Source organism: Myceligenerans halotolerans, assembly GCF_054782975.1.
The window spans coordinates 103271-126385 of sequence record NZ_BAAGRL010000023.1 but is presented as its reverse complement, the minus strand read 5'-3'; the positions used below and the strand labels follow the sequence as shown (position 1 = coordinate 126385).

The 23115-nt window shown below is 72.9% G+C and carries 23 protein-coding genes; 7 read left to right on the top strand and 16 right to left on the bottom strand.

From position 1 onward, the window contains the following. Positions 1-2: 2 nt before the first annotated feature. Positions 3-578, bottom strand: coding sequence for a helix-turn-helix domain-containing protein (locus ACYVK5_RS15970; protein ID WP_460706727.1), 576 nt, complete (start codon positions 576-578; stop codon positions 3-5). Positions 579-731: 153 nt separating this feature from the next. Between ACYVK5_RS15970 and ACYVK5_RS15965 the strand changes: the two genes are divergently transcribed. After that, the gene (locus tag ACYVK5_RS15965; RefSeq protein WP_460706725.1) at positions 732-1634 is read left to right on the top strand and encodes a hypothetical protein; all 903 of its coding nucleotides are present in this window, start codon (positions 732-734) and stop codon (positions 1632-1634) included. 29 nt (positions 1635-1663) lie between these two features. Here ACYVK5_RS15965 and ACYVK5_RS15960 read toward each other — a convergent pair whose 3' ends face one another. Together ACYVK5_RS15960 and ACYVK5_RS15955 are read right to left on the bottom strand one after the other, a co-directional pair. After that, a complete protein-coding gene (locus ACYVK5_RS15960; RefSeq protein ID WP_460706723.1) occupies positions 1664-2269 on the bottom strand; it encodes a histidine phosphatase family protein in 606 nt (201 codons plus the stop codon). Positions 2270-2344: 75 nt separating this feature from the next. Next, the gene (locus ACYVK5_RS15955) at positions 2345-3466 is read right to left on the bottom strand and encodes a PEP/pyruvate-binding domain-containing protein (RefSeq protein WP_460706721.1); all 1122 of its coding nucleotides are present in this window, start codon (positions 3464-3466) and stop codon (positions 2345-2347) included. 89 nt (positions 3467-3555) lie between these two features. On the opposite strand from ACYVK5_RS15955, the gene ACYVK5_RS15950 reads away from it, so the two are divergent. Further along, positions 3556-3948: an SANT/Myb-like DNA-binding domain-containing protein gene (locus ACYVK5_RS15950; RefSeq protein ID WP_460706719.1), complete on the top strand. Its 393-nt coding sequence runs from the start codon at positions 3556-3558 to the stop codon at positions 3946-3948. A 6-nt stretch (positions 3949-3954) separates the two neighbouring features. After that, on the top strand, positions 3955-4626 hold the full coding sequence (locus ACYVK5_RS15945; protein ID WP_460706717.1) for a hypothetical protein: 672 nt from the start codon (positions 3955-3957) through the stop codon (positions 4624-4626). Here ACYVK5_RS15945 and ACYVK5_RS15940 read toward each other — a convergent pair. From ACYVK5_RS15940 to rplU, 12 genes are all read right to left on the bottom strand, one after another. Next, positions 4623-5360 (bottom strand): alpha/beta fold hydrolase, encoded by a 738-nt coding sequence (locus tag ACYVK5_RS15940; protein WP_460706715.1) that lies wholly within the window; start codon positions 5358-5360, stop codon positions 4623-4625. The genes ACYVK5_RS15945 and ACYVK5_RS15940 overlap by 4 nt on opposite strands. Before the next feature lie 55 nt (positions 5361-5415). Beyond that, the gene (locus ACYVK5_RS15935; RefSeq protein ID WP_460706713.1) at positions 5416-5850 is read right to left on the bottom strand and encodes a hypothetical protein; all 435 of its coding nucleotides are present in this window, start codon (positions 5848-5850) and stop codon (positions 5416-5418) included. Positions 5851-5901: 51 nt separating this feature from the next. Beyond that, the gene (locus tag ACYVK5_RS15930) at positions 5902-6588 is read right to left on the bottom strand and encodes a histidine phosphatase family protein (RefSeq protein ID WP_460706711.1); all 687 of its coding nucleotides are present in this window, start codon (positions 6586-6588) and stop codon (positions 5902-5904) included. Further along, entirely contained in the window at positions 6585-7025 is a 441-nt protein-coding gene (gene rsfS, locus ACYVK5_RS15925) for a ribosome silencing factor (RefSeq protein ID WP_460706709.1), read from the bottom strand. The genes ACYVK5_RS15930 and rsfS overlap by 4 nt, the downstream gene beginning before the upstream one ends. After that, positions 7022-8359 (bottom strand): hypothetical protein, encoded by a 1338-nt coding sequence (locus ACYVK5_RS15920; protein ID WP_460706707.1) that lies wholly within the window; start codon positions 8357-8359, stop codon positions 7022-7024. The genes rsfS and ACYVK5_RS15920 overlap by 4 nt, the downstream gene beginning before the upstream one ends. After that, positions 8352-8957 (bottom strand): nicotinate-nucleotide adenylyltransferase, encoded by a 606-nt coding sequence (gene nadD, locus ACYVK5_RS15915; RefSeq protein ID WP_460706705.1) that lies wholly within the window; start codon positions 8955-8957, stop codon positions 8352-8354. Before nadD ends, ACYVK5_RS15920 begins: the two co-directional genes overlap by 8 nt. Positions 8958-8980: 23 nt before the next feature. Further along, positions 8981-9172 carry a hypothetical protein gene (locus tag ACYVK5_RS15910; RefSeq protein ID WP_460706703.1) on the bottom strand — a complete coding sequence of 64 codons (192 nt, stop codon included), beginning with the start codon at positions 9170-9172 and terminating at the stop codon, positions 8981-8983. 102 nt (positions 9173-9274) lie between these two features. Continuing rightward, positions 9275-10612: a glutamate-5-semialdehyde dehydrogenase gene (locus tag ACYVK5_RS15905; protein WP_460706701.1), complete on the bottom strand. Its 1338-nt coding sequence runs from the start codon at positions 10610-10612 to the stop codon at positions 9275-9277. 94 nt (positions 10613-10706) lie between these two features. Next, positions 10707-11921, bottom strand: coding sequence for a glutamate 5-kinase (proB, locus tag ACYVK5_RS15900; RefSeq protein ID WP_460706699.1), 1215 nt, complete (start codon positions 11919-11921; stop codon positions 10707-10709). 141 nt (positions 11922-12062) lie between these two features. Then, positions 12063-13580: a GTPase ObgE gene (obgE, locus tag ACYVK5_RS15895; RefSeq protein ID WP_460706697.1), complete on the bottom strand. Its 1518-nt coding sequence runs from the start codon at positions 13578-13580 to the stop codon at positions 12063-12065. Between the two features lie 132 nt (positions 13581-13712). Further along, positions 13713-13973 (bottom strand): 50S ribosomal protein L27, encoded by a 261-nt coding sequence (gene rpmA, locus ACYVK5_RS15890; protein WP_460706695.1) that lies wholly within the window; start codon positions 13971-13973, stop codon positions 13713-13715. Positions 13974-14028: 55 nt separating this feature from the next. Continuing rightward, complete coding sequence (rplU, locus tag ACYVK5_RS15885; RefSeq protein ID WP_460706693.1) at positions 14029-14337, bottom strand: 50S ribosomal protein L21; 309 nt, start codon at positions 14335-14337, stop codon at positions 14029-14031. Positions 14338-14619: 282 nt separating this feature from the next. Here rplU and ACYVK5_RS15880 point away from each other — a divergent pair, with 282 nt between their 5' ends. Both ACYVK5_RS15880 and ACYVK5_RS15875 read left to right on the top strand, forming a co-directional pair. Beyond that, the gene (locus tag ACYVK5_RS15880) at positions 14620-15192 is read left to right on the top strand and encodes a protein-L-isoaspartate O-methyltransferase family protein (protein WP_460706691.1); all 573 of its coding nucleotides are present in this window, start codon (positions 14620-14622) and stop codon (positions 15190-15192) included. Positions 15193-15370: 178 nt separating this feature from the next. After that, positions 15371-16447 (top strand): fatty acid desaturase family protein, encoded by a 1077-nt coding sequence (locus ACYVK5_RS15875; protein WP_460706689.1) that lies wholly within the window; start codon positions 15371-15373, stop codon positions 16445-16447. 107 nt (positions 16448-16554) lie between these two features. On the opposite strand, the gene ACYVK5_RS15870 is transcribed toward ACYVK5_RS15875, so the two are convergent. Next, positions 16555-20109 carry an Rne/Rng family ribonuclease gene (locus ACYVK5_RS15870; protein ID WP_460706687.1) on the bottom strand — a complete coding sequence of 1185 codons (3555 nt, stop codon included), beginning with the start codon at positions 20107-20109 and terminating at the stop codon, positions 16555-16557. A 416-nt stretch (positions 20110-20525) separates the two neighbouring features. On the opposite strand from ACYVK5_RS15870, the gene ACYVK5_RS15865 reads away from it, so the two are divergent. After that, positions 20526-22028: a cytochrome ubiquinol oxidase subunit I gene (locus ACYVK5_RS15865; protein WP_460706685.1), complete on the top strand. Its 1503-nt coding sequence runs from the start codon at positions 20526-20528 to the stop codon at positions 22026-22028. A gap of 9 nt (positions 22029-22037) precedes the next feature. Beyond that, positions 22038-23102, top strand: a complete 1065-nt coding sequence (gene cydB / locus ACYVK5_RS15860) for a cytochrome d ubiquinol oxidase subunit II (protein ID WP_460706683.1) — start codon at positions 22038-22040, stop codon at positions 23100-23102. Positions 23103-23115: the final 13 nt, after the last annotated feature.

The window sequence follows — 23115 nt, the reverse complement described above, 5'->3', positions numbered from 1 at the left end:
GCTCACGAGTGCGCCTGATCGACGCGTGCGATGGGGCGATCGCCGCGAGGGCCGAAGAGGTGGAGGATCTCGACCGGGGTGTCGTCCGCCGGGCCGAACCAGTGCGGCGTGCGGGCGTCGAACTCCGCGGTCTCTCCGGGGCCGAGCAGGTGCTCGTCGTCGTCCAGGATCAGCCTGAGCTTGCCTGCGAGGACGTAGAGCCAGGCGTGGCCCGCGTGGGTCGCGAGCCGTGGATCCCGGGGACCGACGACATGCTTGAAGACCTGGACACGACCCGGGTAGCGCGTGAGCGGCACGATCACCCCGCCGGCGGCGTGGCGGTACGGCTCCAGATGTGTCCGCGGATCCCCGGTGGCCGGCGCGTCCACGAGCCGGTTCAACGAGACCCGGTATGCCCGTGCGAGCGGGATGAGGACGTCGAGGGTGGGGCGGCGGTCCCCCGTCTCCAGGCGAGACAAGGTGCTCGGGGACAGGCCGGCACGGTCGGCGACGGTGGCCAGGGTGAGCCCGCGCGCCTGGCGCAAGGCGCGCAGGCGTGGGCCGATCGCGTCGAGGATCACCGCAACATCCGTTTCCATCCGGCAATGTTTGCAGGTTCCGCAAGAACGCTGGGCCTCGCGGCGCACCGCGGGGAACATCGGTGTCGACCGATCACCCGTCGGACGTATCGAAAGGCTGGGTACCCGCGTGACCGAGACGACACATCCTGAGATTCCCGTGCGAGGCGCGCGATGAAGGCGCTCCTGCTCGGAGCGCGCGGCGCGGTCGGCGCCGTCGTCCACCGCGAACTGACGCACTCCGGCCACACCGTGACCGCTGCGAGCCGGACGACGGACGGCGACACCGGCGTCGACCTGCGCGGCGACCTCGCGGCCCTGACCCGCCTCGCCGCCGGGCACGACGTCGTCGTCAACGCGTCCGGCATCGAACGCGCCGGCATCGCCACCGCCGTGAACGGAACACCGCTGGTCGACATCTCGGCGTCGGGCGCCTACCTCGACGCGCTCCGGTCGGCCGCCACCGGCCCCGTCGTGCTCGGCGCGGGCCTCGTGCCGGGCCTCAGCACCGTGTTCGTCGCGGCGCTGACCGCTCGACGCGGAGACGACATCGACGTCCTCGTGATGCTCGGATCCGGGGATCGGCACGGGCCGGCGGCCGTCGCGTGGACGGCGGGCCTTGTCGGCTCCGACGTCCACCAGCCCCCCGAGAGCATCCCCGTACGAAATCTGCTCACGAGCCGACGGGAAACCGGGCCGGACGGACGTCGTCGGCGCTATCTCCGCGCCGACTTCCCCGATCACGTGCTTCTCGGCAGACCCGGCGGCCCCGCCATCCGCTCCTACCTCAGCCTCAGCTCCGCGCCGATGACCACCGCCCTCGCGATCGTCGGACGCCTCCCGCTCCTGCGCGGAGCCCTCGGGAGCGCACCCCACCTGGGCACCGCCGCGTGGCATCTCGTCGTGCGCAACCGCCGTACCGGCGAACGGCGGCAGGCCGAGGGAACCGGCCAGTCCGAGGCCACGGGACGGCTCACCGCGCTCGCCGCGGCGCGCGTCGCCGACATCTCCACGACCGGCGCCGTCTCGATGGCCGACCTCACCACCCCCGAAGAGGCGGTCGCGGTGCTCACCTGAGGCACCCGACACCCGGTGAGTGCCTCGCCTCAGGGGCGGGCCACCTGCGGGAAGCCGGTCCAGCGGAGTTCGGCAGGCAGGTGGGTCATGTCATTGAACATGGCGATGCTCGGCGGAACGCCCGGGCGGTACTCGATGACGGTCAGCGCCGCGTTGGCGCTGCTGAGGCCGAGCCACCGGACCGGCGGTGCGGCGAGGGCGTCACGGATGAGCCAGGCGATCGGATAGGCGTGGGTGATGAGCACTTCGTGCACGTCGCCGTCGGCTCGATCGGGCGCGGTGGCGAACCTGGCGGTCAGGTCGCAGGCCATCCGGTTGCCGACGGCAGCCTCCTCGGCGTCGTACCCGTCGAAGAACGGCACCCACGGGCCGGGCGTCTCCTCCGGCGACGGGATGTAGGGAATGTGGTCGACGAGCTCGGCTGCCTCGGCCACCGGGATGCCCGGCCGCAACTGTGCGGCCAGTTCCTGAGCGCTCGCGGCGGCACGCGGGAGGGGTGAGTGCCGGACGGCGCCGATCGGCAGGTGCGCGAGGCGACGGCCAAGGAGCCTTGCCTGCTCCTGCCCGGTGTCGGTGAGCTCGCCGAACGGGTCGGCGGCGCCGTGTCGCGCGATGTAGAGATACCTGGTCGACATGAGTTGGCCGGAGGCTCGCGTGGCGCACGAGCCTTCCGTTCTCCTTTCTCGTTGCACGGGGACTGGTTCTCTCAGTCAGTCCGGTGTGACAGTGACGGTCCCCGCCGTGCCGTCGACCGTGATTCGAGCACCGTCGCGGACACTGGTCGTGGCGTGCGCGACACCGAGCACTGCTGGGATGCCGTGCTCGCGGGCGACGATCGCGGCGTGGGAGAGCACTCCCCCGGTCTCGGTGACGACGCCTCCGGCGATGCCGAACGCGGGAGTCCAGGCCGGCTCGGTGAACCGGCAGACCACGATGTTCCCGCGCCGCACGCGCGCGAGCTCGGCGGGGCTGTGCAGGACGCGGGCGATCCCGCCGGCGATCCCGTGGGCACCCGGTATACCGGTCAGTACGGCGCCGTCCGACGACGGCGGCCGGGCGGGCAGCGGCGGAAGGGGCGCGGTGACGGGCCGCGACTGGAGGATCCACGCCTTCCCGTCCGCGACCGCCCATTCGATGTCCTGGGGCCGGCCGAGAATCGCCGCCACCCGCTCCCCGAGGACCGCGAGCGCCGTGGCGGCTTCATCCTCGAGGACGGGCCGCGTCCGTTCCGGGCTCGGGACGTCGTGAATGTTCACGCCGCCGTCCGGGGCGATCTCGTAACTGTCGGGGGTGACCGCCCCTCCGACGACGTCGAGGCCGAGGCCTCGCGATGCCTCGATCCGGGTGCCATGACCCGGTGCGGACGGGGTGAACATCACGCCGGAGACATCGGCGTCGACCAGGCGCTGGACGAGCACGGCCATGTCGGGCGGCCCAGGTTGGCGGGCGCCGTGCACTCCGCGCCAGTAGTCGCTGACGCGGTCCGATCGCGCCGACGCCCAGCAGGTTCGGATCGCCTCCGAGACGGCGTCCGTTCCCTGGACGCCGATCACGCTCTCGTACTGGCCGGCCCCGGATGCGTCGGTCGTGTCCTCGTTCGCCGCCGAGGACCGCACTGCCACCACCACCGAGTCCCCCATGGCCGCGAGCCGTTCAGCGACCGCGGACCGCAGCGCGGCGGAAATCGGCGGCGCGCCGTCGGCCGATTCCTGCGCGACGAAGGGGACGACGAAGCCGTCGGGCACCGGAAGTCCTTCCCGCAGCAGGGTCGCCAGCACCGCCGCCTTACCGCCGCAGGTGTCGGCGGTCGCTTCCCGAAGAGGTACCACCATCACTCCATCCATCAACGCTCCGTCCCGCAAGCACTCCGCCGATCAACGCCTTGTTGACAACATGATGTTGATTCTGCAGGATGAGGCGCATGGACCGCAAGCACGACGTCGATCGCCCGGCCGACCCCGACCCCGACCGCTCCCAGGCCCGGCGTGAACGTGACGCGCAGGATCGGCTTCTCGAACTCGGTGCCGGCGACCTGGGCCCTCGCCCCTGGCGTCCCGAACCGATCCCGCCCACGGCTGTGGATCTCACGCAGTTCGCGCTCTGGAAGTCCGCGGAGCTGACTTCCGAGAACCTCCTCAGCGCGCTCGCCCTGCTGCCCGCCGCGCGGGCCGAGGTCGAGGGCGTGGAGACCGGGCTGCTGTTCACGGCCCGGAACGCGGGACTCACCTGGGCGCAGATCGCCGAGGCGATGGGATTCCGGTCGCCCCAGGCCTGTCAGCAGCACTTCACCCGGCTCGCCGCCCGGGCGGGGTGAGCAGCCATGACACTCACCTCACCGATGCCCCTGCGGGTGCTCCACGCGGTACGACTGCTCGGCTACGCCGGCAGCGCCGAGATCGCCGACCGGGCCGCGGCCTCGCGCCACGAGGCGATCGGCATACTGCACGACGCCGAACACCGCGGCTGGGTGCAGCACACCGCGTTCGCGGACGCCGGCGGCTGGTCCCTGACCGACGCGGGAAGGACCGAGAACGAACGCCAGCTCGCCCATGAGCGCGAAAGCGCCGATCCCGCGAACGAGATCGGCGCCGTCCACCGGGACTTCCTGCCGCTCAACGCGCGCCTGCTGCGCGCGGTCACCGACTGGCAGCTCAAACCCACCGGCGAGGACAGGCTCGCCGCCAACGACCACCGCGACCCGCCTGGGACGGCCGCATCCTGGACGAGCTCGCGACGCTCAGCAGCGCTCTCGCCCCGCTGGCCGACCGTCTCAGCAGCGCGCTCCCCCGATTCGCCGGCTACGACGAACGCTTCGGGGCGGCCGTCCACCGGGCCCGAGCAGGCCACCACGGGTGGATCGACAGGACCGACATCGACTCCTGCCACCGGGTCTGGTTCCAGCTCCACGAAGACCTCGTGGCCACCCTCGGCATCGACCGCGGCACCGAGCAGCCACCCTCCTGACCGGCCACACCCACCCGCCAGCGTCTAGAGAAACTCTGCGATCAGCTTCGTGATCTCGTCCGGGCGTTCCAGGTTCGGCAGGTGGCCGGCCCAGCCGAGCTGGACGTGGCGGGCGCCGGCGATCCTCTCGACGACGTGGTGGGCGACCTCGCGGAAGTGGTCCAGGTCCTGGCCGCCGGAGACGACGAGCGTGCGTGCCGTCACGCGCGACAGGTCGGTGTCCGGGCCGGGTAGCTGGTTCACGGCGTCGCCGGCGGCGAGCTGCACCTCGAAGGCGTGGCGCTGCATGGTGCGCACCAGGCCGCGGGCGGCGTCGTCGGCCTCGGGTCCCACCCAGGTGGCGACGTTCAGCTCCGTGGCGCCCTCGACGTCGTCGGCCGACAGCAGGACGTCCTCGCGCCGCGCGAAGCGCTCGAGCGAGCGCGTCGCCGGCAGCGGGTAGGCGGGGTTGAGCAGCACGAGCGTGCCGACGAGCTCCGGCCAGCCGGAGGCGACCTGGAGTGCCACATGGCCGCCCGCCGACGCCCCGATGATCGTGACGGGCGTCTTCAGCGTGTCGAGCAGCTGCCGCACGTCGTCGGCGTCGCTGTACGGCTCGCTGGTGAGCGGCGTGTCGCCGTAGCCGCGCAGGTCGCACGTGGTGACGCAGTAGTGCTCAGCGAGTGCGGCGACCTGCGGACCCCACATCCGCGAGTCGGCCACGCCCGCGTGGAGCAGCAGGACGTCCGGCCCCGAACCTGTCGTGTGATGGGTGAGGTGCATTCGCTGACCGTAGTCCTCACCCGACTCGGGCGACCAACCCGCAGGCCAGCACGCGTCAGGTGCCTGGCGTCGTCCCCGGTCGCCAGTCCGGGAGCAGCCGGTCCAGCGCCGCCGAGAGCTCGATCGAGTCGCCGTCCTTGCCGCCCGCGCCGAGGACGAGCGGCGGCCGCTTCGGGTCCGGGTGCACGCCCCGGAGCCGGTCGAGCAGGGTGAGCGGCGCGGTCAGGACGTAGAAGCCGCCGTCGTCGGCCACCGCGGCCGTCCGGTCCATGCGCAGGTACCAGCCGTGCAGCGGCGTGCGGGCACTCCCCCGCCCGCCGTACCCGCGGACGACGAGCGGCTCGGACGCGAGGCCCGCGGCGCGGGCCGCCGCGACGAACTCGGCGAGCATCGCCTCGGCGCGCGCGTGCTCGGCGTCCTGCCGCTCACGCAGGCGCTCGGCCTGCAGGCGCGCCGCCTCGGTGCGCTGCTCCGCCCAGGACTGCCCCATGGACCCCTCCTCACGATGCTCGACGACTCGCCGGCCCTCGGCCGGCTCGGCTCATTCCTCCGAGACGCCCGGCTCCAGGTTCCAGTCCGGGCCCGCCAGCCAGTGGTCCAGCGGGTAGCCCGCGCCCACGTTGTGTGCCACGAGCCGCCAGGCCGGGTGGCTCTGCGAGTCAGCGGCGTGCAGGTGCGACCAGTGCACGTTGTGCAGGCCGGTGATGCCCCGCCACGCGACGGGGTCCTGGCCGAGCAGCAGGGTGAGCGTCAGCGTGATCGCGGCACCGTGCGAGACCACGACGAGCGTGTCCTCCGAGTCCAGCCCGGCCGCGTGCTCCAGCACGGCGGCGCCCATGCGGTCGGCGACCGCCCGGCGGGACTCCGCACCCGCCCGCACCGGATCGGCGCCGGCACGCCACCGCGCGTGCTCGGCGGGCCAGCGCTCGGCGATCTCCTCGCCGGTCAGGCCCTCCCACTCGCCGAACGAGCGCTCCCGCATCCGCTCGTCCGGCTCGACGTCGCCGCCCACCAGCTTCGCGTACGCGGTCGCCGTGTCGAAGGCGCGCTGCAGGTCGCTCGCCACCACCTTCGTCGCCGTGTGCGACGACGCGAGTGCGCTCGCCCCCTGTTCGGCCTGCCAGCGGCCGACGTCGTCCAGCGGGATGTCGATCTGCCCCTGCAGGCGCTTGGAATGGTTGTAGGCGGTGCGGGCGTGACGCAGGAGGACGACGGTGCCCGCCGTCACTGGCGGAGCCTCGGGTCGAGGTGGATGGCGGCGTCCTTGTCGGACCCGCCGAACTCGGCCGTGTCGCCGCCACCTCGGGCGTCGTCGGGCAGTTCGACCTCCGGGCAGTCCTTCCAGAGCCGCTCGAGCGCGTAGTACACACGGTCCTCGGCATGCTGCACGTGTACGACGACGTCGCCGAAGTCCAGCAGGACCCAGCGCGCCTCCGAGAGGCCCTCCCGGCGGATCGCCTTCGAGCCCGCCTTGTGCATCGCCTCCTCGACGGCGTCGACGATCGCCGACACCTGGCGCTCGTTCGTCCCCGACGCGATGAGGAAGATGTCGGTGAGCACCAGCTGGTCGCTCACGTCGAGGGCGATGATCTCCTGCGCCTTGCGGTCGCTCGCCGCGCGGGCCGCGAGCACGGCCAGTTCGCGGGCGCGTTCGGTCGCCGTCATGCGAGTCCCGCCCCGGGGAGCACCGACACGATCAGCTGCGCGGCCTCGTCGCTGCTGTAGGACGGGTCCTCCTCCAGGACGAGCTTCCAGATCAGGAAGCCGAGCACGAACGCCACCACCACGAGGATGACGTAGTGCAACCAGGTGTAGGAGGGGCCGGGATCCTCCTCGATCTCGTCGTCCTCGGGAACGGGGCCGCTCCGGACGGCCTGCGGCCGCCCGGGCCCGACCATCGCGTCGAAACCCGGGTTGAACTCGCCGGGACCGCCCGGACCAGGTGGAGCGCCCGCGGCGCCCGCTGCCGGCGGGAACGGCGATGCCGGCGGCACGGCCCCGGGTCCGGGCGCACCCCCCGGACCAGGCAGGGCCCCAGGACCGGGCGCTCCTACGGGACCGGGTCCCGGAGCGTTCCGGCCCCACGGGACGCCCGCGGGCGCGACCTGCGTGGCTTCGGCCCGGGGCGGGTTCGCGCCGCGGTCCCCGAAGGGCGAGCCCGGGCCCCCGGGCGGGGCGCCCTGGCCACCCGGCCCGCCCGGCCCGTTCGGAGCACCGGGTGCGGCCTGACCGGGAGCGGCGCCGGGCGCCTGAGTGGGAGCCCCCCAGGGCGCGGCCGACTGCGGCACCCGGCGGACCGTCTCGTCGGAGAAGTCGTCCGGGGCACCGGGCGCCGGCGCGGGTGGCGGAGCTCCCGGCGTCCGGGGCGCGAACGGGCTCTGCGAGCCGGCCGGGCCACCTGCCGGGCCTGCCGGCGCACCACCGCGCGTGCCGAACGGACTCTGCGGGCCGGTCGGGCCGCCGCCGGCGGGGTCCGCCGGAGCACTCGTCCGGCCGCCGAACGGGTTCTGCGGGCCCGTGGGCCCACCTGCAGGATCGGCCGGTGCACCGGCGGGGCCGGGGAACGGGCTCTGCGAGCCGGCGGGACCCGCGGGAGGAGCGCCAGGACGGCCGCCGAACGGGTTCTGCGGGCCCGTCGGACCGCCGGCAGGGTCCGCCGGGGCGTCGGTACGGCTGGGGAACGGGGAGGGTGCACCGCCGGCCGGGGCCGCGCCACCGCGGGACGGCGGGAACGCCGTCGGGACGTCGCCGCCGGGCGCACCGCCCTGCTGCTGCACGGGCGTGAGCCGGCCTGTGGCATCGACGCCACGGGTCCCGGACGCCTGCGGCGGCCGTGTGACCGGGGGCGGTTGCGACGGGAAGCCGCCGGCCTGGGGTCCGGCGCCACGTTGCGGCGGGCTACCCGGGGCCTGGCCACCGCCCTCCGCGGCGGCCCGTGCCGCGGCCTCTCTCTCGCGGATCTCGCGCCGCGTCAGAGGCCGGCCATTGTTGTCACTCATCCTGAAGACCTCGATACAGTCCGTGCTTCGCGATGTACTGGACCACGCCGTCCGGCACCAGGTACCACACTGGCAGCCCGGCACTTGCACGCCGACGGCAGTCGGACGACGAGATCGCGAGCGCCGGGACCTCCAACGTCGTCACCCCGTCCGTGGGCAGCCCTTCCACGGTCAAGCGGTGCCCCGGGCGTGTGACCGCCACGAAGTGTGCCATGTCCCAGAGCTTCTCAGCATCTTTCCACGTAAGGATCTGCTGGATCGCGTCGGCGCCGGTGATGAAGTAGAGATCGGCATCGGGCCGTTCGAGCCGCAGGTCCCGCAGGGTGTCCACCGTGTAGGTGGTCCCGGGGCGGTCGATGTCGACCCGGCTCACCGTGAACTGCGGGTTGGATGCCGTGGCGATCACCGTCATGAGGTACCGGTGCTCGGGCTCCGTGACCTGCTGGTGGTGCTTGAGCCAGGGCCTTCCGGTGGGGACGAAGACGACCTCGTCCAGGTCCAGCCGCGCGGCGGCCTCGCTCGCCGCCACCAGGTGGCCGTGGTGGATGGGATCGAACGTCCCACCCATCACACCGATCCGAGGCCGCTGAGCAGTCACTGGCGCCGGTCCGACCTGCGGTCTCAGTGGCCGGTGTCGTCGTGGGAGGCAGGGACCTCGGCGTGCCGGTTGTTCACGTTGCGGAAGGCGAACGTGAACAGCAGACCGGCCACGAGCGTGCCGAAGGCGATCAGGCCGAACACGGGCGGCGGGAAGGGCAGCGCGTCGGCGTGCTCGGTGGTGGTCTCGGCGATCTGGACCGCAGTGTGCAGCACGGATGTCCTCCTGTGGTTCGTGCTCAGGTGGGCCCTAGTCTCTCACGCCGGGCCCGGCGTACCGTATCCGGACGGTGTGGGTCCGGGAAGATCCTGCGGAGACTACGGCTTCACGTGGCCGTCGCCCTGCACGATCCACTTGGTGGTGGTGAGCTCGCTCAGGCCCATGGGCCCCCGGGCGTGCAGCTTCTGGGTGGAGATCCCGATCTCGGCGCCCAGGCCCAGCTCGCCGCCGTCGGTGAACCGGGTGGAGGCGTTGACCATGACCGCGGCGGAGTCGACCTCGGCGACGAACCGTTCGGACGCCGCGAGGTCACGGGTCACGATGGCCTCGGTGTGCCCCGACGACCAGGTGCGGATGTGATCGATCGCCTCGTCCAGGGAATCGACCACCTTCACGCCGAGTTCCAGCGCGAGGTACTCGGTGGCCCAGTCCTCGTCGGTCGCGGGGATCGCCGTCGCCCCCTCGGGCGCGTACTCCATCGCGCGCGGGTCGCCGTGCAGCACCACGCCGGCGCCGGCCAGTGCGGCGAGGGCCGCGGGCAGGAACGCGGGGGCGGCGTCGGCGTGCACCAGCAGGGTCTCGGCCGCGTTGCACACCCCGACCCGCTGGGTCTTGGCGTTCATGGTGATGTCCACGGCCATCCCGACGTCGGCGGTGGCGTCGACGTACACGTGCACGTTCCCGACGCCGGTCTCGATCACGGGGACGGTGGACTTCGCGACCACGGTCCGGATGAGGTCGGCCCCGCCGCGCGGGATGAGGACGTCGGCCAGGCCGCGAGCACGCATCAGCGCGCGGGCGCCGGGCCTGCCGTGCGCGTCGATGGTCTGCACGAGGTCCGCGGGCAGGCCCGAGTCCCCCAGGGCCGCACGCAGGACCTCGACGATCACCCGGTTGGACGACGCCGCCGCGGAGCCGCCGCGCAGTACCGCCGCGTTGCCGGACTTCAGCGCGAGGACCGCGGCATCGACCGTCACGTTCGGGCGGGCCTCGTAGATCATCCCGACCACGCCCATCGGCACCCGGAGCTGCCGCAGCCGCAGGCCGTTCGGCAGGGTCTGGCCACGCACGACCTCGCCGACGGGGTCGGGCAGCCCGGCCACCTCCCGGACGGCGTCGGCGATCTGCCCGATCTTCTCCGGTGTCAGCACCAGCCGGTCGAGCAGGCCCGGCGACATACCGTTCGCCCGGCCGCGCTCCATGTCCTCGGCGTTCGCCGCCACGATCCGCTCCGCACGGGCGACCAGGCTGTCCGCGATCGCGCCGAGCGCGGCGTCCTTCGTGGCGCGGTTCGCCGTGGCCAGCACCCGCGAGGCGACCTTGGCACGTCGCGCGATCTCGCGCACCGCGACGGCCGCGTCGTCGTCCGACGGCGGCGTCGGCGTGACCTCGGCCACGCTGGAAGCGGACTCGGTGTCAGGTGCAAGGCTCGTCATGTCCACGAGCCTACGACCCGTCGCCGACACCCGGCAGGTGTTATCCACAACCTGGGCTGCCGCCGACCACCCGGCCGCCCGGCCCCGCCTGCGCTCACGCGAACCCGTTGCCCGCCAGCACGAGGTCGTCGCGGTGCACCACCTCGCGGTCGTAGCCCTCGCCGAGCTCCTCCCGCAGGGCGTGCGTGGTGCGGCCGAGCAGGGCGGGCAGGTCGGCGGAACCGAAGGCGACGAGCCCGCGCGCGACCACGACGCCGTCGGGCCCCACCAGTTCGACGGGGTCGCCGGCGTCGAACACGCCCTCGGCCTTCGTCACCCCGGCGGGCAGCAGCGAGGCGCGGCCACCACGGACCGCGCGCACCGCGCCTCCGTCGAGGTGGATGCGTCCCTGGGTCCCGGCGGCGTGCGCGATCCACAGCCGGCGCGCCGTCGTCCGGCGGCCCGTGGCGGCGAAGAACGTGCCGGTGTCCTCGCCGGCGAGCGCGGCGGCCGCGTCGGTTGCGCGGGTGAGGACCACGGGGATCCCGTCCCCGGTGGCGATGCGCACCGACTGCAGCTTGGTGAGCATCCCGCCGGTCCCGACGGCGCTGCCCCGGGCCGTCACCTCGACGTCGGCGACGTCGGACAGCTGCGCGACGTGCGGGATGCGGCGCGTGCCCGGACGCGAGGGCGGCCCGTCGTAGAGCCCGTCGATGTCGGTCAGCAGCACGAGCGCGTCCGCCCGTACGAGGTGTGCGGCCAGGGCCGCGAGCCGGTCGTTGTCGCCGAACTTCAGTTCGGCCGTGGTCACGGCGTCGTTCTCGTTGATCACGGGGACGACGCCGAGGGCCAGGAGCTTCTCCAGCGAGCGCTGCGCGTTCGCGTAGCGGGAGCGGCGCACCGTGTCCTCGGCGGTGAGCAGCACCTGCCCGACCCGCAGGCCGTGACCGGCGAACGCCTCCGTGTACCGGGCCACGAGCTGCCCCTGCCCCACCGACGCGGCCGCCTGCATGGTGGCGAGGTCGCGCGGGAGGGCCGGCAGCCCGAGCGGGCCGATCCCCGCGGCGACCGCTCCCGACGTCACCAGGACGACCTGGCCGCCGTTCGGTGCCGAGCCCGCCGGGTCGCCCGCCCCCGGACCGGACACGCGCGCCGCGAGCACGTCGACGAGCGAGCGGAGCGCGCCCTCGTCGAGGTGCCCGTCCGGGCGGGTCAGCGAGGAGGATCCGATCTTGACGACGACGCGGCGCGCGGCGGGCAGCGCGGCACGGGAGGAAACGGGGGCCACTCCCCCATCATCGCCGCCGGCCCCGCCAGGGCGCTCGCTCATTTCGCCAGACGGAACCTGAGGTCGGTCCGATGTCAAGAGGTCGGTCCGATGTCGGATGATCGGTCCCCCGGGCGGCCGATCATCCGACATCGGACCGACCACTCGACAACCAGCCGACCGCATCGCCGCCCTCGCGAACCCCTATTCCTGGTCCGGGTCCGTCCAGACGCCCGACTCGCGCTCCGTCCACAGCTCGCGGCGGGCCTCCGCCTTGGCGTCCATGCGCTCGGTGAACTCACGCCGCTTCTCCGCGCGGGTCGGGCGCGTGGCCTCCTCCAGGCGCAGGTCCGTGCCGCGGGCGCCGAGCAGTTCGGCGCCCGTGGTCAGAGTGGGCTCCCAGTCGAAGACGACGGCATTGTCCGGATCGCCGATCCGCACCTCGTCGCCCGCCACCGCGCCGGCCTTGAACAGCTTGTCCTCGACGCCGAGCCGTTCCAGCCGGTCCGCGAGGAACCCGACCGCCTCGTCGTTGTTGAAGTCGGTCTGCTTGACCCAGCGCTCGGGCTTCGCGCCGCGCACCTCGAACCAGTAGTCCTGCTCGCCGCCCTTGCGGGTCACGGTGAAGCCCGCGGCGTCGACCGCCTTCGGCCGCAGGACGACGCGCTTCGGCTCAGGCGCCGGCGCCGCCGCGCGCGCCTCCTCGACGACCTGCGCCAGCGCGAACGTCAGCGGGCGCAGCCCCTCGTGGGACGCGGTCGAGATCTCGAAGACCCGCAGTCCCCGGGCCTCCAGGTCGGGCCGGACCATCTCGGCCAGGTCGCGCGCGTCGGGTACGTCGATCTTGTTCAGCACCACGATGCGGGGGCGCTCGACGAGCGGCACCCGGCCGCCCTCGATCCCCAGGTCACCCGCGTACGCAGCGAGCTCCGCCTCGAGCGTGTCGAGGTCACTGAGCGGGTCGCGCTGCGGCTCCAGCGTGGCGCAGTCGAGCACGTGCACGATCACCGCCGTGCGCTCGATGTGCCGCAGGAACTCGAGGCCCAGCCCCTTGCCCTCGCTCGCGCCGGGGATCAGGCCGGGCACGTCCGCGACGGTGTAGCGGGACTCCCCGGCCTGCACGACGCCGAGGTTCGGCACGAGCGTCGTGAACGGGTAGTCCGCGATCTTGGGCCGCGCCGCGGAGATCGCGGCGATCAGCGAGGACTTGCCCGCGCTCGGGTAGCCCACCAGCGCGACGTCGGCGATGGTCTTGAGCTCGAGGATGACCTCGGCCTCGTCGCCCGGTTCCCCGAGCAGCGCGAATCCGGGCGCCTTGCGCTTCGGCGACGCCAGCGCCCGGTTGCCCAGGCCACCCCGGCCGCCCTGCGCGACGATGTACTCCGCCCCCACCCCGACGAGGTCCGCCAGCACGTTCCCGCCGCGGTCCTTGACGACCGTGCCGTCGGGGACGCCGAGGATCAGGTCGCCGCCGTTGGCCCCGTCCCGGTCGTCGCCCATGCCCTGGGTGCCGTTGGCCCCCCGGCGGTGCGGCGAGTGGTGGTAGTCGAGCAGCGTGGTCACCTGCGGGTCGACGACGAGCTTCACGGTGCCGCCGTCGCCCCCGTTGCCGCCGTCGGGCCCGGCGAGCGGCTTGAACTTCTCGCGACGGATCGACGCGACGCCGTGCCCGCCGTTACCGCCTGCGGCATGCAGGACGACGCGATCGACAAAGCTGGCCATGGGTACATCCTCTCAAGGTCCGGCCACGACGACCGAACAGGTACTTGGTCCCGGCTGCTCGGCGCCAGTGGCTGGAAACAGCGAGAGGGGCGTGCCCAGCCGGGCACGCCCCTCTGCGCGGGAGCCGGGGGATCAGGCCCCGGCGGGCTCGACGATGTCGATGACCTTGCGGCCGCGGCGCGTGCCGAACTGCACGGCGCCGGCGGCCAGGGCGAACAGCGTGTCGTCGCCACCGCGACCGACGTTGTTGCCCGGGTGGAAGTGCGTGCCGCGCTGGCGCACGATGATCTCGCCCGCGTTCACGACCTGGCCACCGAAGCGCTTGACGCCGAGGCGCTGGGCGTTCGAGTCACGACCGTTGCGCGAGGAGCTCGCGCCCTTCTTGTGTGCCATCTCTGCTGACCTCTTTCGGGAAGTACGATCGCCGGGCGACGCGCCCGGCGGAAGCTCACTTGATGCCGGTGACCTTGAGGCGGGTCAGCGGCTGGCGGTGACCCTGCCGCTTCCGGTAACCGGTCTTGTTCTTGTACTTGAGGATCGTGATCTTGGGGCCCTTCTCGTCCCGCACGACCTCGGCGGTGACCTTGACCTCGGCCAGCACGGCCTTGTCGGTGGTCACCTTCTCCCCGTCGACCAGCAGCAGAGCGGGCAGCTCCACCGTCTCACCCGGCTGCGCCGGGACACGGTCCATGACCACGATGGAACCGACGGACACCTTCTCCTGCCGGCCACCGGCCTTGACGATCGCGTACACCACGTTGAACTCTTCTCCTCGTCTTGGCGTGCACGCACGACGTCGGTCACCGGCTTTGCTGAAACTCTCACCGCCGCGGCGGTCGAGTGCGGTGCGCCATGGGCACGCGGGACAGGTGCGCAGAGCGCGCACCGACGTCCAAGATTACGGGATGTGACCACGCCGTTCAAACCGCAGGTCCTGTGAGATGGCCGACGGCGGCCGCGCCGCCCCGCACCCGCCGGCCGCGCCTCCCCCACGCACGCCGCCCCGCGCCCGCGCGGCACCACGTCTACCCTGGTGAGTATGGCCGACGACGCCGTCGCGCGCGCCATGCACGCCGTGCCGCGCACCGGCTTCCTCCCTCGCAGCCAGCGCCCCTTCGCGGGCGCCGACCACCCGCTGCCCATCGGCCAGGGCCAGACGTCCTCGCAGCCCAGCACCGTCGCCGACATGTTGCGCCTGCTGCACGTGCCGCGCCGCGCGCGGGTGCTCGACATCGGGGCCGGGTCCGGCTGGACCACCGCCCTCCTCGCCCACCTGACCGGCCCGGACGGCGAGGTCGTCGGTATCGAACGGTACGCCCGGCTGGCCGGGTGGGGCGACGCGAACGTGGCGGCGACCGGGATGGGGTGGGCGCGCGTGGAACCGGCGCGGCCCGGCACGCTGGGTTCGCCACGGCCGGGCGGCTGGGACCGGATCCTGGTGTCGGCCGCGGCCGACCGGCTGCCCCAGGGCCTGGTGGACCAGCTCGCACCCGGCGGCCTCATGGTGATCCCGGTGCGGAGCCGGATGCTGCTCGTGGAGCGCCACCCGGACGGCGACGTCGACGTGAGCGAGCACGGCGGCTACCGCTTCGTGCCGCTGGTCGAGGGCTGACAATGCTTTCCGGAGCCGCCAGGCTCATCCTCAACATAAGTCAAGTCTTTTCCAGGTTTACACGTGCCCGGCGTCAAGTCCGGGACAGCGGTGCCGTACTCTCGCCGTATCCGAAGTCCGGGCGCTCTGCCCCCACCACCGTCGGCTGGGAAGTCGAACCTAGTCCCACGAGGTGTGCATGTCCGTCACCACCCCCGTCACGTCCACCTACTCCGCGCTCGCGCGCACCGTCCGGGACACCGGGCTGCTGCGACGGGCGCGTGCGTACTACCTGTGGACCCTGGGAACGCTGACGCTGGCCCTGGGCGGGATCGTCACGGGATTCGTGCTGCTGGGCGACTCCTGGTTCCAGCTGCTCCTCGCCGGCGCCCTGGGCCTGGTGCTCACGCAGTTCGCGTTCGTGGCGCACGAGGCCTCGCACCGCCAGGTCCTGGAGTCCGGCCCCGCCAACGACCGCCTGGGCCGCACCCTCGCGAACGCCGTGGTCGGGATCAGCTACTCGTGGTGGATGGTCAAGCACACCCGGCACCACGCCAACCCGAACCACGAGGGCAAGGACCCCGACATCGCGAACGACGTCATCGCCTTCACCGAGGACGGGGTCCGGCAGCACCGCGGACTGAAGGCGCTGATCAACCGGTACCAGGGCTGGCTGTTCTTCCCGCTGCTCACGCTCGAGGGCGTGAACCTGCACGTGACGGCGATCCGGTCGCTGCTCAAGGAGCCCGGTGCGAGCGGCGCGGGACTCGCCCGCACCCGCACCGCGCGCGTCCAGGAACTCGTGACTATCGGGCTGCGCCTGGCCGTATACGTGGGCATCCTGTTCTGGGTGCTGCCGGTGGGCCTGGCGTTCGCCTTCCTCGCCGTGCAGATGGCCGTGTTCGGCGTCTACATGGGCGCGTCGTTCGCGCCGAACCACAAGGGGATGGCGATCATCCCGGCCGGCAGCCGGCTGGACTTCCTGTCCAAGCAGGTGCTCACCTCGCGCAACATCCGCGGCGGCTGGTGGATGACGATCCTGATGGGCGGCCTGAACTTCCAGATCGAGCACCACCTGTTCCCGAGCATGCCCCGGCCGCACCTGGCGCGGGCACGGGAGATCGTGCGCGAGCACTGCGGCACGCTCGGCATCCCGTACACGGAGACCAGCCTGCTGCGGTCGTACGCGATCGTCGTCGGCTACCTGAACCGCGTCGGCCTGCAGGCACGCGACCCGTTCGACTGCCCGATGTTCCACCAGCTCCGCAAGATGTGACGCGTCCGGGGAACGGCGGAGGGCCGCCACCCTCGCGGGTGACGGCCCTCCGGTGAAGGGATCAGCGGCCCAGCAGCCTGGACCAGAATCCCTTCTTCTGCTGGTTCTCAGGCGACCTCGTCGCCGGCTCCTTTGGGCGGTTCGGGCGCGGCACCACCGTCCGGCGCCTCGTCGTCGGCCTGCCCGGCGTCGGACCCTGCCGCGTCGCTCCCGGAAGTTCCGGGCGCCTCGGCCTTCGCGGACCTGTCCGGCAGGACGATCGCGTCGAGCGACGCGGACGGCCTCGCCGTCGCACGCTCGCCCGCTCCCGACTTCGGCTCCGGCAGGCTGAGCTCGAACCGCGGCTCGGACTTCGCCTCCCGCTCGGGCTCCGCGACGGCCGCGGCGGAATCCGCCTCCGCCGTCGGCGCGCCCTCCGCCTCCGAGCCGGCGCGCACCGTCCGGCCGGCGTCCGGCGCGGCGTTCGCCCCGCCCTTGGCGTCCTCGTCCTCGTGCGCGTGCTGCGCCGCAGCGGCGATGGTCGCCAGCCGCGCCTTGACCTCCTCGCGCTCCTCCGAGCTCTCCTCGGGAAGCACGGCCGCACTCTGCGAGGCCGATACCGGGCCCTTCGAGGCGGACGGGACGTCGGCGCCCGCCTTGCCGCCCCGCTTGCGGCGCTTGTTGCGCGCGCCGGCGCCGGGGCCGCCGTCCCCCTGCTCGACGCCGGACGGGCCGCGCTCGATCGGGTGGTCGTGCACGACGAACCCGCGCCCGTTGCAGTGCTCGCACGTCTCGCTGAACGCCTCGACGAGGCCCTGCCCCACGCGCTTGCGCGTCATCTGCACCAGGCCGAGCGAGGTCACCTCGGCCACCTGGTGCTTCGTCCGGTCCCGGCCCAGGCACTCGACCAGCCTGCGCAGCACCAGGTCGCGGTTCGACTCGAGCACCATGTCGATGAAGTCGATGACGATGATGCCGCCGATGTCACGCAGGCGGAGCTGCCGCACGATCTCCTCGGCCGCCTCGAGGTTGTTCCGCGTGACGGTCTCCTCGAGCGTGCCGCCCGCACCGGTGAACTTGCCGGTGTTGACGTCCACGACGGTCATGGCCTCGGTGCGGTCGATCACCAGCGAGCCGCCGGACGGCAGCCACACCTTGCGGTCCATGCCCTTGGCGAGCTGCTCGTCGACGCGGTGCTCGGCGAAGACGTCACCGGACCGCGCCCACTTCGTCACGCGCTCGCGCAGGTCCGGGGCGAGCTCGTCCACGTAGGCCGAGATCTCGTCCCACGCCCGCTCGCCCGCCACCACGAGCGAGGAGAAGTCGTCGTTGAAGATGTCGCGCACCACGCGAATGGCGAGGTCGGGCTCGCCCTGGAGCAGCACGGGCGCGGACTTCTTCGACCGGTCCGCCTTCGTGGTGATGGCTTCCCACTGGCCCTGCAGCCGCTCGACGTCGGCCCGCAGCTCCTCCTCGCTCGCGCCCTCGGCGGCGGTGCGCACGATCACGCCGGCGCCGTCCGGCACCACCTCGCGCAGGATCTTCTTGAGCCGGTTGCGCTCGGTGTCGGGCAGCTTGCGGCTGATCCCGGTCATCCCGCCGCCCGGCACGAACACCAGGTACCGTCCGGCCAGCGTGACCTGCGACGTCAGACGCGCGCCCTTGTGTCCCATCGGGTCCTTGGTGACCTGCACCAGCACCGTGTCGCCGGACTTGAGCGCCTCCTCGATGCGGCGCGGCTGGCCGTCCGCGATCCCCGCGGCGTCCCAGTTCACCTCGCCCGCGTACAGCACGGCGTTGCGTCCCTTGCCGATGTCGACGAACGCGGCCTCCATGGACGGCAGCACGTTCTGCACACGGCCCAGGTAGACGTTGCCGGCCATCGACACCTGCGACTGCTGCGAGACGTAGTGCTCCACCAGCACGCCGTCCTCCAGCACCGCGATCTGCGTGCGCCCGTCCTGCTCGCGCACCACCATCGACCGCGTCACCGACTCCCGGCGTGCCAGGAACTCGGCCTCGCTGACGATCTGCCGGCGACGTCCCGCGTCGCGGCCCTCACGCCGGCGCTGCCGCTTGGCCTCCAGCCGGGTCGACCCCTTCAGGGCCGTGACCTCGTCCGACGACCCACGGGTGCCCCGGGCGGCCTCAGCGCGCTCGGCACGGCTGCCCCGCCGCCTGCGGCGCCGGCGACGGCTGCCGGAGTCGTCGTCACCCGCACCCCCGTCCTCGGCGTCCTCGGGCTCGTCCAGTGCGGCGCCGTCGTCGCCCTGCTCGTCCGCAGTCCTCTGATCGCCCGGCTCGTCGTCCTGGCGCGAGTCGCGCGGACGGCTTCCCCGGCGGCCTCGTCCGCCCCGGCGCCGGCGACGGCGGTTCGGGCGCGAGTCGTCCTCGTCGAAGTCCTCTTCCTCGTCGAGGTCCTCCGGGCCGAGCTCGGCCAGCTCGACACCCTCGGCGGCCAGCTCCTCCTCGATGACGCCGACCTCGTCCACGGCGGCCGCGTCGTCGTCGCTCAGCTCGGCGGTCTGGAAGCGCGGGGCGGCGCCGGTCGTGTCCTCGGTCGCGGCGGCGGAGGGCTCCGGCTCGCCGGCGGCCCGGCCCGCCCTCCGGCTGGTGGAGCCCGACTTGCCCGAGCCCGCCCGGACCGCCGTCGACCCGGCCTTCTCCGGCCTCTCCACCGTCTCGGCCGGTGCCGCCGCGGTCTCTTCCTCGGCGGCGGCGGTCGTGGCGTCTGTGGTCGTGGCGTCGGCGGTCGTGGCGCCGCTCATTCCCGGCATCGTGAGGCCGGGCTCGCGGCGCGGGCGCTGCACCGCCGTCAGGTCGGGCGCCTGGAACAGCAGGGCGGTCGTCGCGAGCCGCGGCGCCGTCCTGGGCTTCTCGTCCCTGTCCTCGGCCGCGCCGGCCCTACGCGTCGCGGTGGCCGACGACGGCGCCGCGGTGCGTGCCCGGCGGGTGCCCCTGGTCCGGGGCGCGGGTTCCTCGCTCGCGGTCCCGGCACCGGCCGGCTCGGCCGCGGCCTTGACGTCCGCGGGCTCGTCGGCTGCAGGCTCGGCGGCCGCGGACTCGTCGGCCTTGCGGGACCGGGTCCGGCGCGCGCGAGCCGGCTTCGTCTCCTCGGCGGGCGCCTCGGGTTCCGTCGTGCCGGCGGGGGTCTCCGCCTCGCTCGGGGCGGCCTCACCCGCCGCGGCCGGGCGGGAACCCGCGGTGAGCTCTGTCTTCTCGACGGCGCCCGCGGCCTTGGTGACGCGACGTGAACGCCGCTTCGGCGCCGGAGCGTCCTCCGGCTCGGCGGCCGGAGCGGTTGTGCCGATGGTCACAGCGGTCGCGGGCGTCCCGGCGGACTCGACCGCGTCGGTCCCGGACGCAGGGGCCGCCTCGCGCCCGGGAGCGGCCGTGGCCTCTTCCGTCGGCGTGGCGGGTGCCGCGGAGCCGCGGCTGGCGCGACGGCGCGGACGCAGTGCGGATCCGGTTCCGGCGATGACGTTCGACGTCGGAGCCGGGGCCGACGACGGCTCCGGCGCGGGGGCGGTCTTGATGACGATGGGCGCGGCCGTCGTGGCGGGCGCAGACGTGGTGCGCGTGGCACGGCGCCGCGCCGGCTTGGTCGTCGCGGGGGCCTCGGCCTCGCCGTCGTGATCGTTCTGTGACCCGGCGGTCGGACCGGCGGTAGAGGGAGTCGTCACGTGGGTAGCTCCTGTTACTGGGGATCCGCCCCACACCAGCGGACCGCCAGGCGGTCGGTAGTCCTGCGGCACGTCGCCTCGGAGCGCCGTGCCGGACAGAAGTCTCGGTTGCGGCCCCACCGGTCACGTCTTCGCGGACGCCTGCGACCACGGATCCCTTTCACTCCCCGTTGTCGCGGCACCGCGGCGGACGCGGTCCTGCGGGCTCTGCATCCCCGGCCAGGATGTGGGTCCGGCAAGGGCGAGTTCATTATCGCACAAGCGCTTCGACCCCCGCCGGGCGGACGCGCCCGGAGACGGCGACACTCTGACGAGTGGCCGATGTCACGCGCCACGTCGTCATAGGCGGGCACCCGACGGGCATAGGGTGCTTGTGAAGAAAAGTACAAGCTCTGGACCGACCCGCAGGAGCCTCAGTGGACGCACTCGATCTGGCGCGATGGCAGTTCGCCATCACGACGGTCTACCACTTCATCTTCGTACCGCTGACGATCGGCCTCGCCCCGCTCGTGGCGATCATGCAGACGGCCTGGGTCCGCACCGGGAACGAGCGCTGGCTGCGCCTGACGAAGTTCTTCGGGAAACTCTTCCTGATCAACTTCGCGATGGGCGTGGTGACCGGCATCGTGCAGGAGTTCCAGTTCGGCATGAACTGGAGCGAGTACTCGCGGTTCGTCGGTGACGTGTTCGGCGCCCCGCTCGCGATGGAGGCCCTCGCGGCGTTCTTCGTCGAATCCACGTTCCTGGGGCTGTGGATCTTCGGCTGGGACCGCCTCAACAAGAAGGTGCACCTGGCCTGCATCTGGGCCGTGGCCGTCGCCGTGAACCTGTCCGCGCTCTTCATCCTCGCCGCCAACTCCTGGATGCAGCACCCCGTAGGCGCCCGGTTCAACCCGGAGACCGGCCGCGCGGAGATGGAGTCCATCTGGGCGATCCTGGCGAACAACACCCTCTGGGCCGCGTTCCCGCACACGGTGGCCGCGGCCTTCCTCACCGCCGGGACGTTCGTGGCGGGCATCGCGGCCTGGTGGATGGTGCGCCTGGTACGCACCGGCGACGAGGCCAAGGTGACGCTCGCCCGCGAGGTGTACCGGCCCGCCGTCGTGCTCGGCACGGTGACGATGCTCGTCGCCGGGATCGGCGTCGGCATCTCGGGAGACGTCCAGGGCAAGCTCATGTTCGAGCAGCAGCCCGGCAAGATGGCGTCCGCGGAGGCGCTGTGCGAGGGCTCGGAGGCCGCGAACTTCTCCATCCTCACCATCGGCGACCTGTCGAACTCGTGCGAGGGCGTGCGGCACATCCTGGAGGTGCCGGGCCTGGCCAGCTACCTGGGCACCGGGAGCTTCACCGGCGAGGAGAGCTACCTGCCCGGCGTGTACGACGTCCAGTCCGAGTACTCCGAGCGCTACGGCGAGACCGACGCCGCCGGCGACCCCGTCACCTACACCCCGAACCTCGCCCTGACCTACTGGTCGTTCCGGCTCATGATCGGGCTCGCCGCCGGCTCGGCCGCCCTGGCGCTCCTCGCGCTGTGGTTCACCCGCGGCGGTCGCGTGACCGGGAACAGGTGGTTCGCCCGCGTCGGCGTCTGGGCGATCCCCACCCCGTTCCTCGCCTCCTCGTTCGGCTGGATCTTCACCGAGACGGGCCGCCAGCCGTGGGTGGTGGCGCCGAACCCGACGGGCATCGACCAGATCCGGCTGCTCACCGAGCGCGGGGTGTCCACGGTCGTCAGCCCGGGCATGGTGCTCTTCTCCATGATCGTGTTCACGATCCTGTACGGCGTGCTCGCCGTCGTGTGGGGCCGGCTCATGCACCGCTACGCCGTGGAGGGCGTGCCCGGCGTCGTCCGCGACGAGTCGCCCGAGGCGCAGGCCGACGACGACGCCGCCGACCGTCCCCTGTCCTTCGCCTACTGAGGAACTGACATGGATCTCGCCATTCTCTGGTTCGTGCTCATCGCGGTCCTGTGGACCGGCTACCTGGTGCTGGAGGGATTCGACTTCGGCGTCGGCATGCTGCTGTCGATCCTGCCGCGCGGCGGCGCCGCGCACGGCGGCCCGGAGAACCGTGACAAGGAGCGCCGCGTCCTGATCAACACGATCGGGCCGGTGTGGGACGGCAACGAGGTGTGGCTGCTCACCGCCGGCGGCGCGACCTTCGCCGCCTTCCCCGAGTGGTACGCCACCCTCTTCTCCGGCTTCTACGTGCCGCTGCTGCTCATCCTCCTGGCGCTCATCGTGCGTGGCGTCGCCTTCGAGTGGCGCGGCAAGATCTCCGACGACATCTGGCGGCGGCGCTGCGACGTGGCCATCCAGGTGGGGTCATGGGTGCCGGCCTTCCTGTGGGGCGTCGCGTTCGCCAACCTGGTGCGGGGCGTCGAGCTGGACGCGGCGCACCAGTACGTGGGCGGTTTCTGGGCGCTGCTCAACCCGTTCGCCCTGCTCGGCGGGCTGGTGACCACGGTGCTGTTCCTGCTGCACGGCGCGATCTTCATCGCGCTCAAGACGAGCGGCGACATCCGGGAGCGTGCCTGCCGCCTGGCGGCCGGCCTCTCCGTCGTGGCCCTCCTCGTGACGGGCGGCTGGGCGGTCTGGGCGCAGGTGGCGTACTCGACGCCGTGGACGTGGGCGGCCGTGGCCGTCGCGGCCGGCGCGCTCGTCGGCGTCGTGGAGATGACCCGGCGCTCGCGCGAGGGCTGGGCGTTCGGGCTGTCGGCCGTGGTGCTGATCGCGTCCGTGGTGCTCATCTTCGGGTCGATGTACCCGGCCGTGATGCCCGGGCTCGACGGCGGCAACTCGCTCACCATCGCCGAGGCGGCGTCGACCCCGTACACGCTCGGCGTGATGACGGTCGTCGCCGTGATCCTCACCCCGCTCGTGATCGCCTACCAGGCGTGGACGTACTGGGTGTTCCGGCGCCGGCTGTCGGTGCGGGACATTCCCGCGCCCGCAGGCCTGACGTGGAAGCGGATCAAGGACGCGGCGTTCTGACCCCGCGGTAACC

Excerpts from the sequence above, each read along its gene's own strand:
- ACYVK5_RS15970 (WP_460706727.1), bottom strand. The coding sequence starts at position 578 with ATGGAAACGGATGTTGCGGTGATCCTCGACGCGATCGGCCCACGCCTG.
- ACYVK5_RS15965 (WP_460706725.1), top strand. The coding sequence starts at position 732 with ATGAAGGCGCTCCTGCTCGGAGCGCGCGGCGCGGTCGGCGCCGTCGTC.
- ACYVK5_RS15960 (WP_460706723.1), bottom strand. The coding sequence starts at position 2,269 with ATGTCGACCAGGTATCTCTACATCGCGCGACACGGCGCCGCCGACCCG.
- ACYVK5_RS15955 (WP_460706721.1), bottom strand. The coding sequence starts at position 3,466 with ATGGTGGTACCTCTTCGGGAAGCGACCGCCGACACCTGCGGCGGTAAG.
- ACYVK5_RS15950 (WP_460706719.1), top strand. The coding sequence starts at position 3,556 with ATGGACCGCAAGCACGACGTCGATCGCCCGGCCGACCCCGACCCCGAC.
- ACYVK5_RS15945 (WP_460706717.1), top strand. The coding sequence starts at position 3,955 with ATGACACTCACCTCACCGATGCCCCTGCGGGTGCTCCACGCGGTACGA.
- ACYVK5_RS15940 (WP_460706715.1), bottom strand. The coding sequence starts at position 5,360 with ATGCACCTCACCCATCACACGACAGGTTCGGGGCCGGACGTCCTGCTG.
- ACYVK5_RS15935 (WP_460706713.1), bottom strand. The coding sequence starts at position 5,850 with ATGGGGCAGTCCTGGGCGGAGCAGCGCACCGAGGCGGCGCGCCTGCAG.
- rsfS (WP_460706709.1), bottom strand. The coding sequence starts at position 7,025 with ATGACGGCGACCGAACGCGCCCGCGAACTGGCCGTGCTCGCGGCCCGC.
- ACYVK5_RS15920 (WP_460706707.1), bottom strand. The coding sequence starts at position 8,359 with ATGAGTGACAACAATGGCCGGCCTCTGACGCGGCGCGAGATCCGCGAG.
- ACYVK5_RS15905 (WP_460706701.1), bottom strand. The coding sequence starts at position 10,612 with ATGACGAGCCTTGCACCTGACACCGAGTCCGCTTCCAGCGTGGCCGAG.
- proB (WP_460706699.1), bottom strand. The coding sequence starts at position 11,921 with ATGAGCGAGCGCCCTGGCGGGGCCGGCGGCGATGATGGGGGAGTGGCC.
- obgE (WP_460706697.1), bottom strand. The coding sequence starts at position 13,580 with ATGGCCAGCTTTGTCGATCGCGTCGTCCTGCATGCCGCAGGCGGTAAC.
- rpmA (WP_460706695.1), bottom strand. The coding sequence starts at position 13,973 with ATGGCACACAAGAAGGGCGCGAGCTCCTCGCGCAACGGTCGTGACTCG.
- ACYVK5_RS15880 (WP_460706691.1), top strand. The coding sequence starts at position 14,620 with ATGGCCGACGACGCCGTCGCGCGCGCCATGCACGCCGTGCCGCGCACC.
- ACYVK5_RS15875 (WP_460706689.1), top strand. The coding sequence starts at position 15,371 with ATGTCCGTCACCACCCCCGTCACGTCCACCTACTCCGCGCTCGCGCGC.
- cydB (WP_460706683.1), top strand. The coding sequence starts at position 22,038 with ATGGATCTCGCCATTCTCTGGTTCGTGCTCATCGCGGTCCTGTGGACC.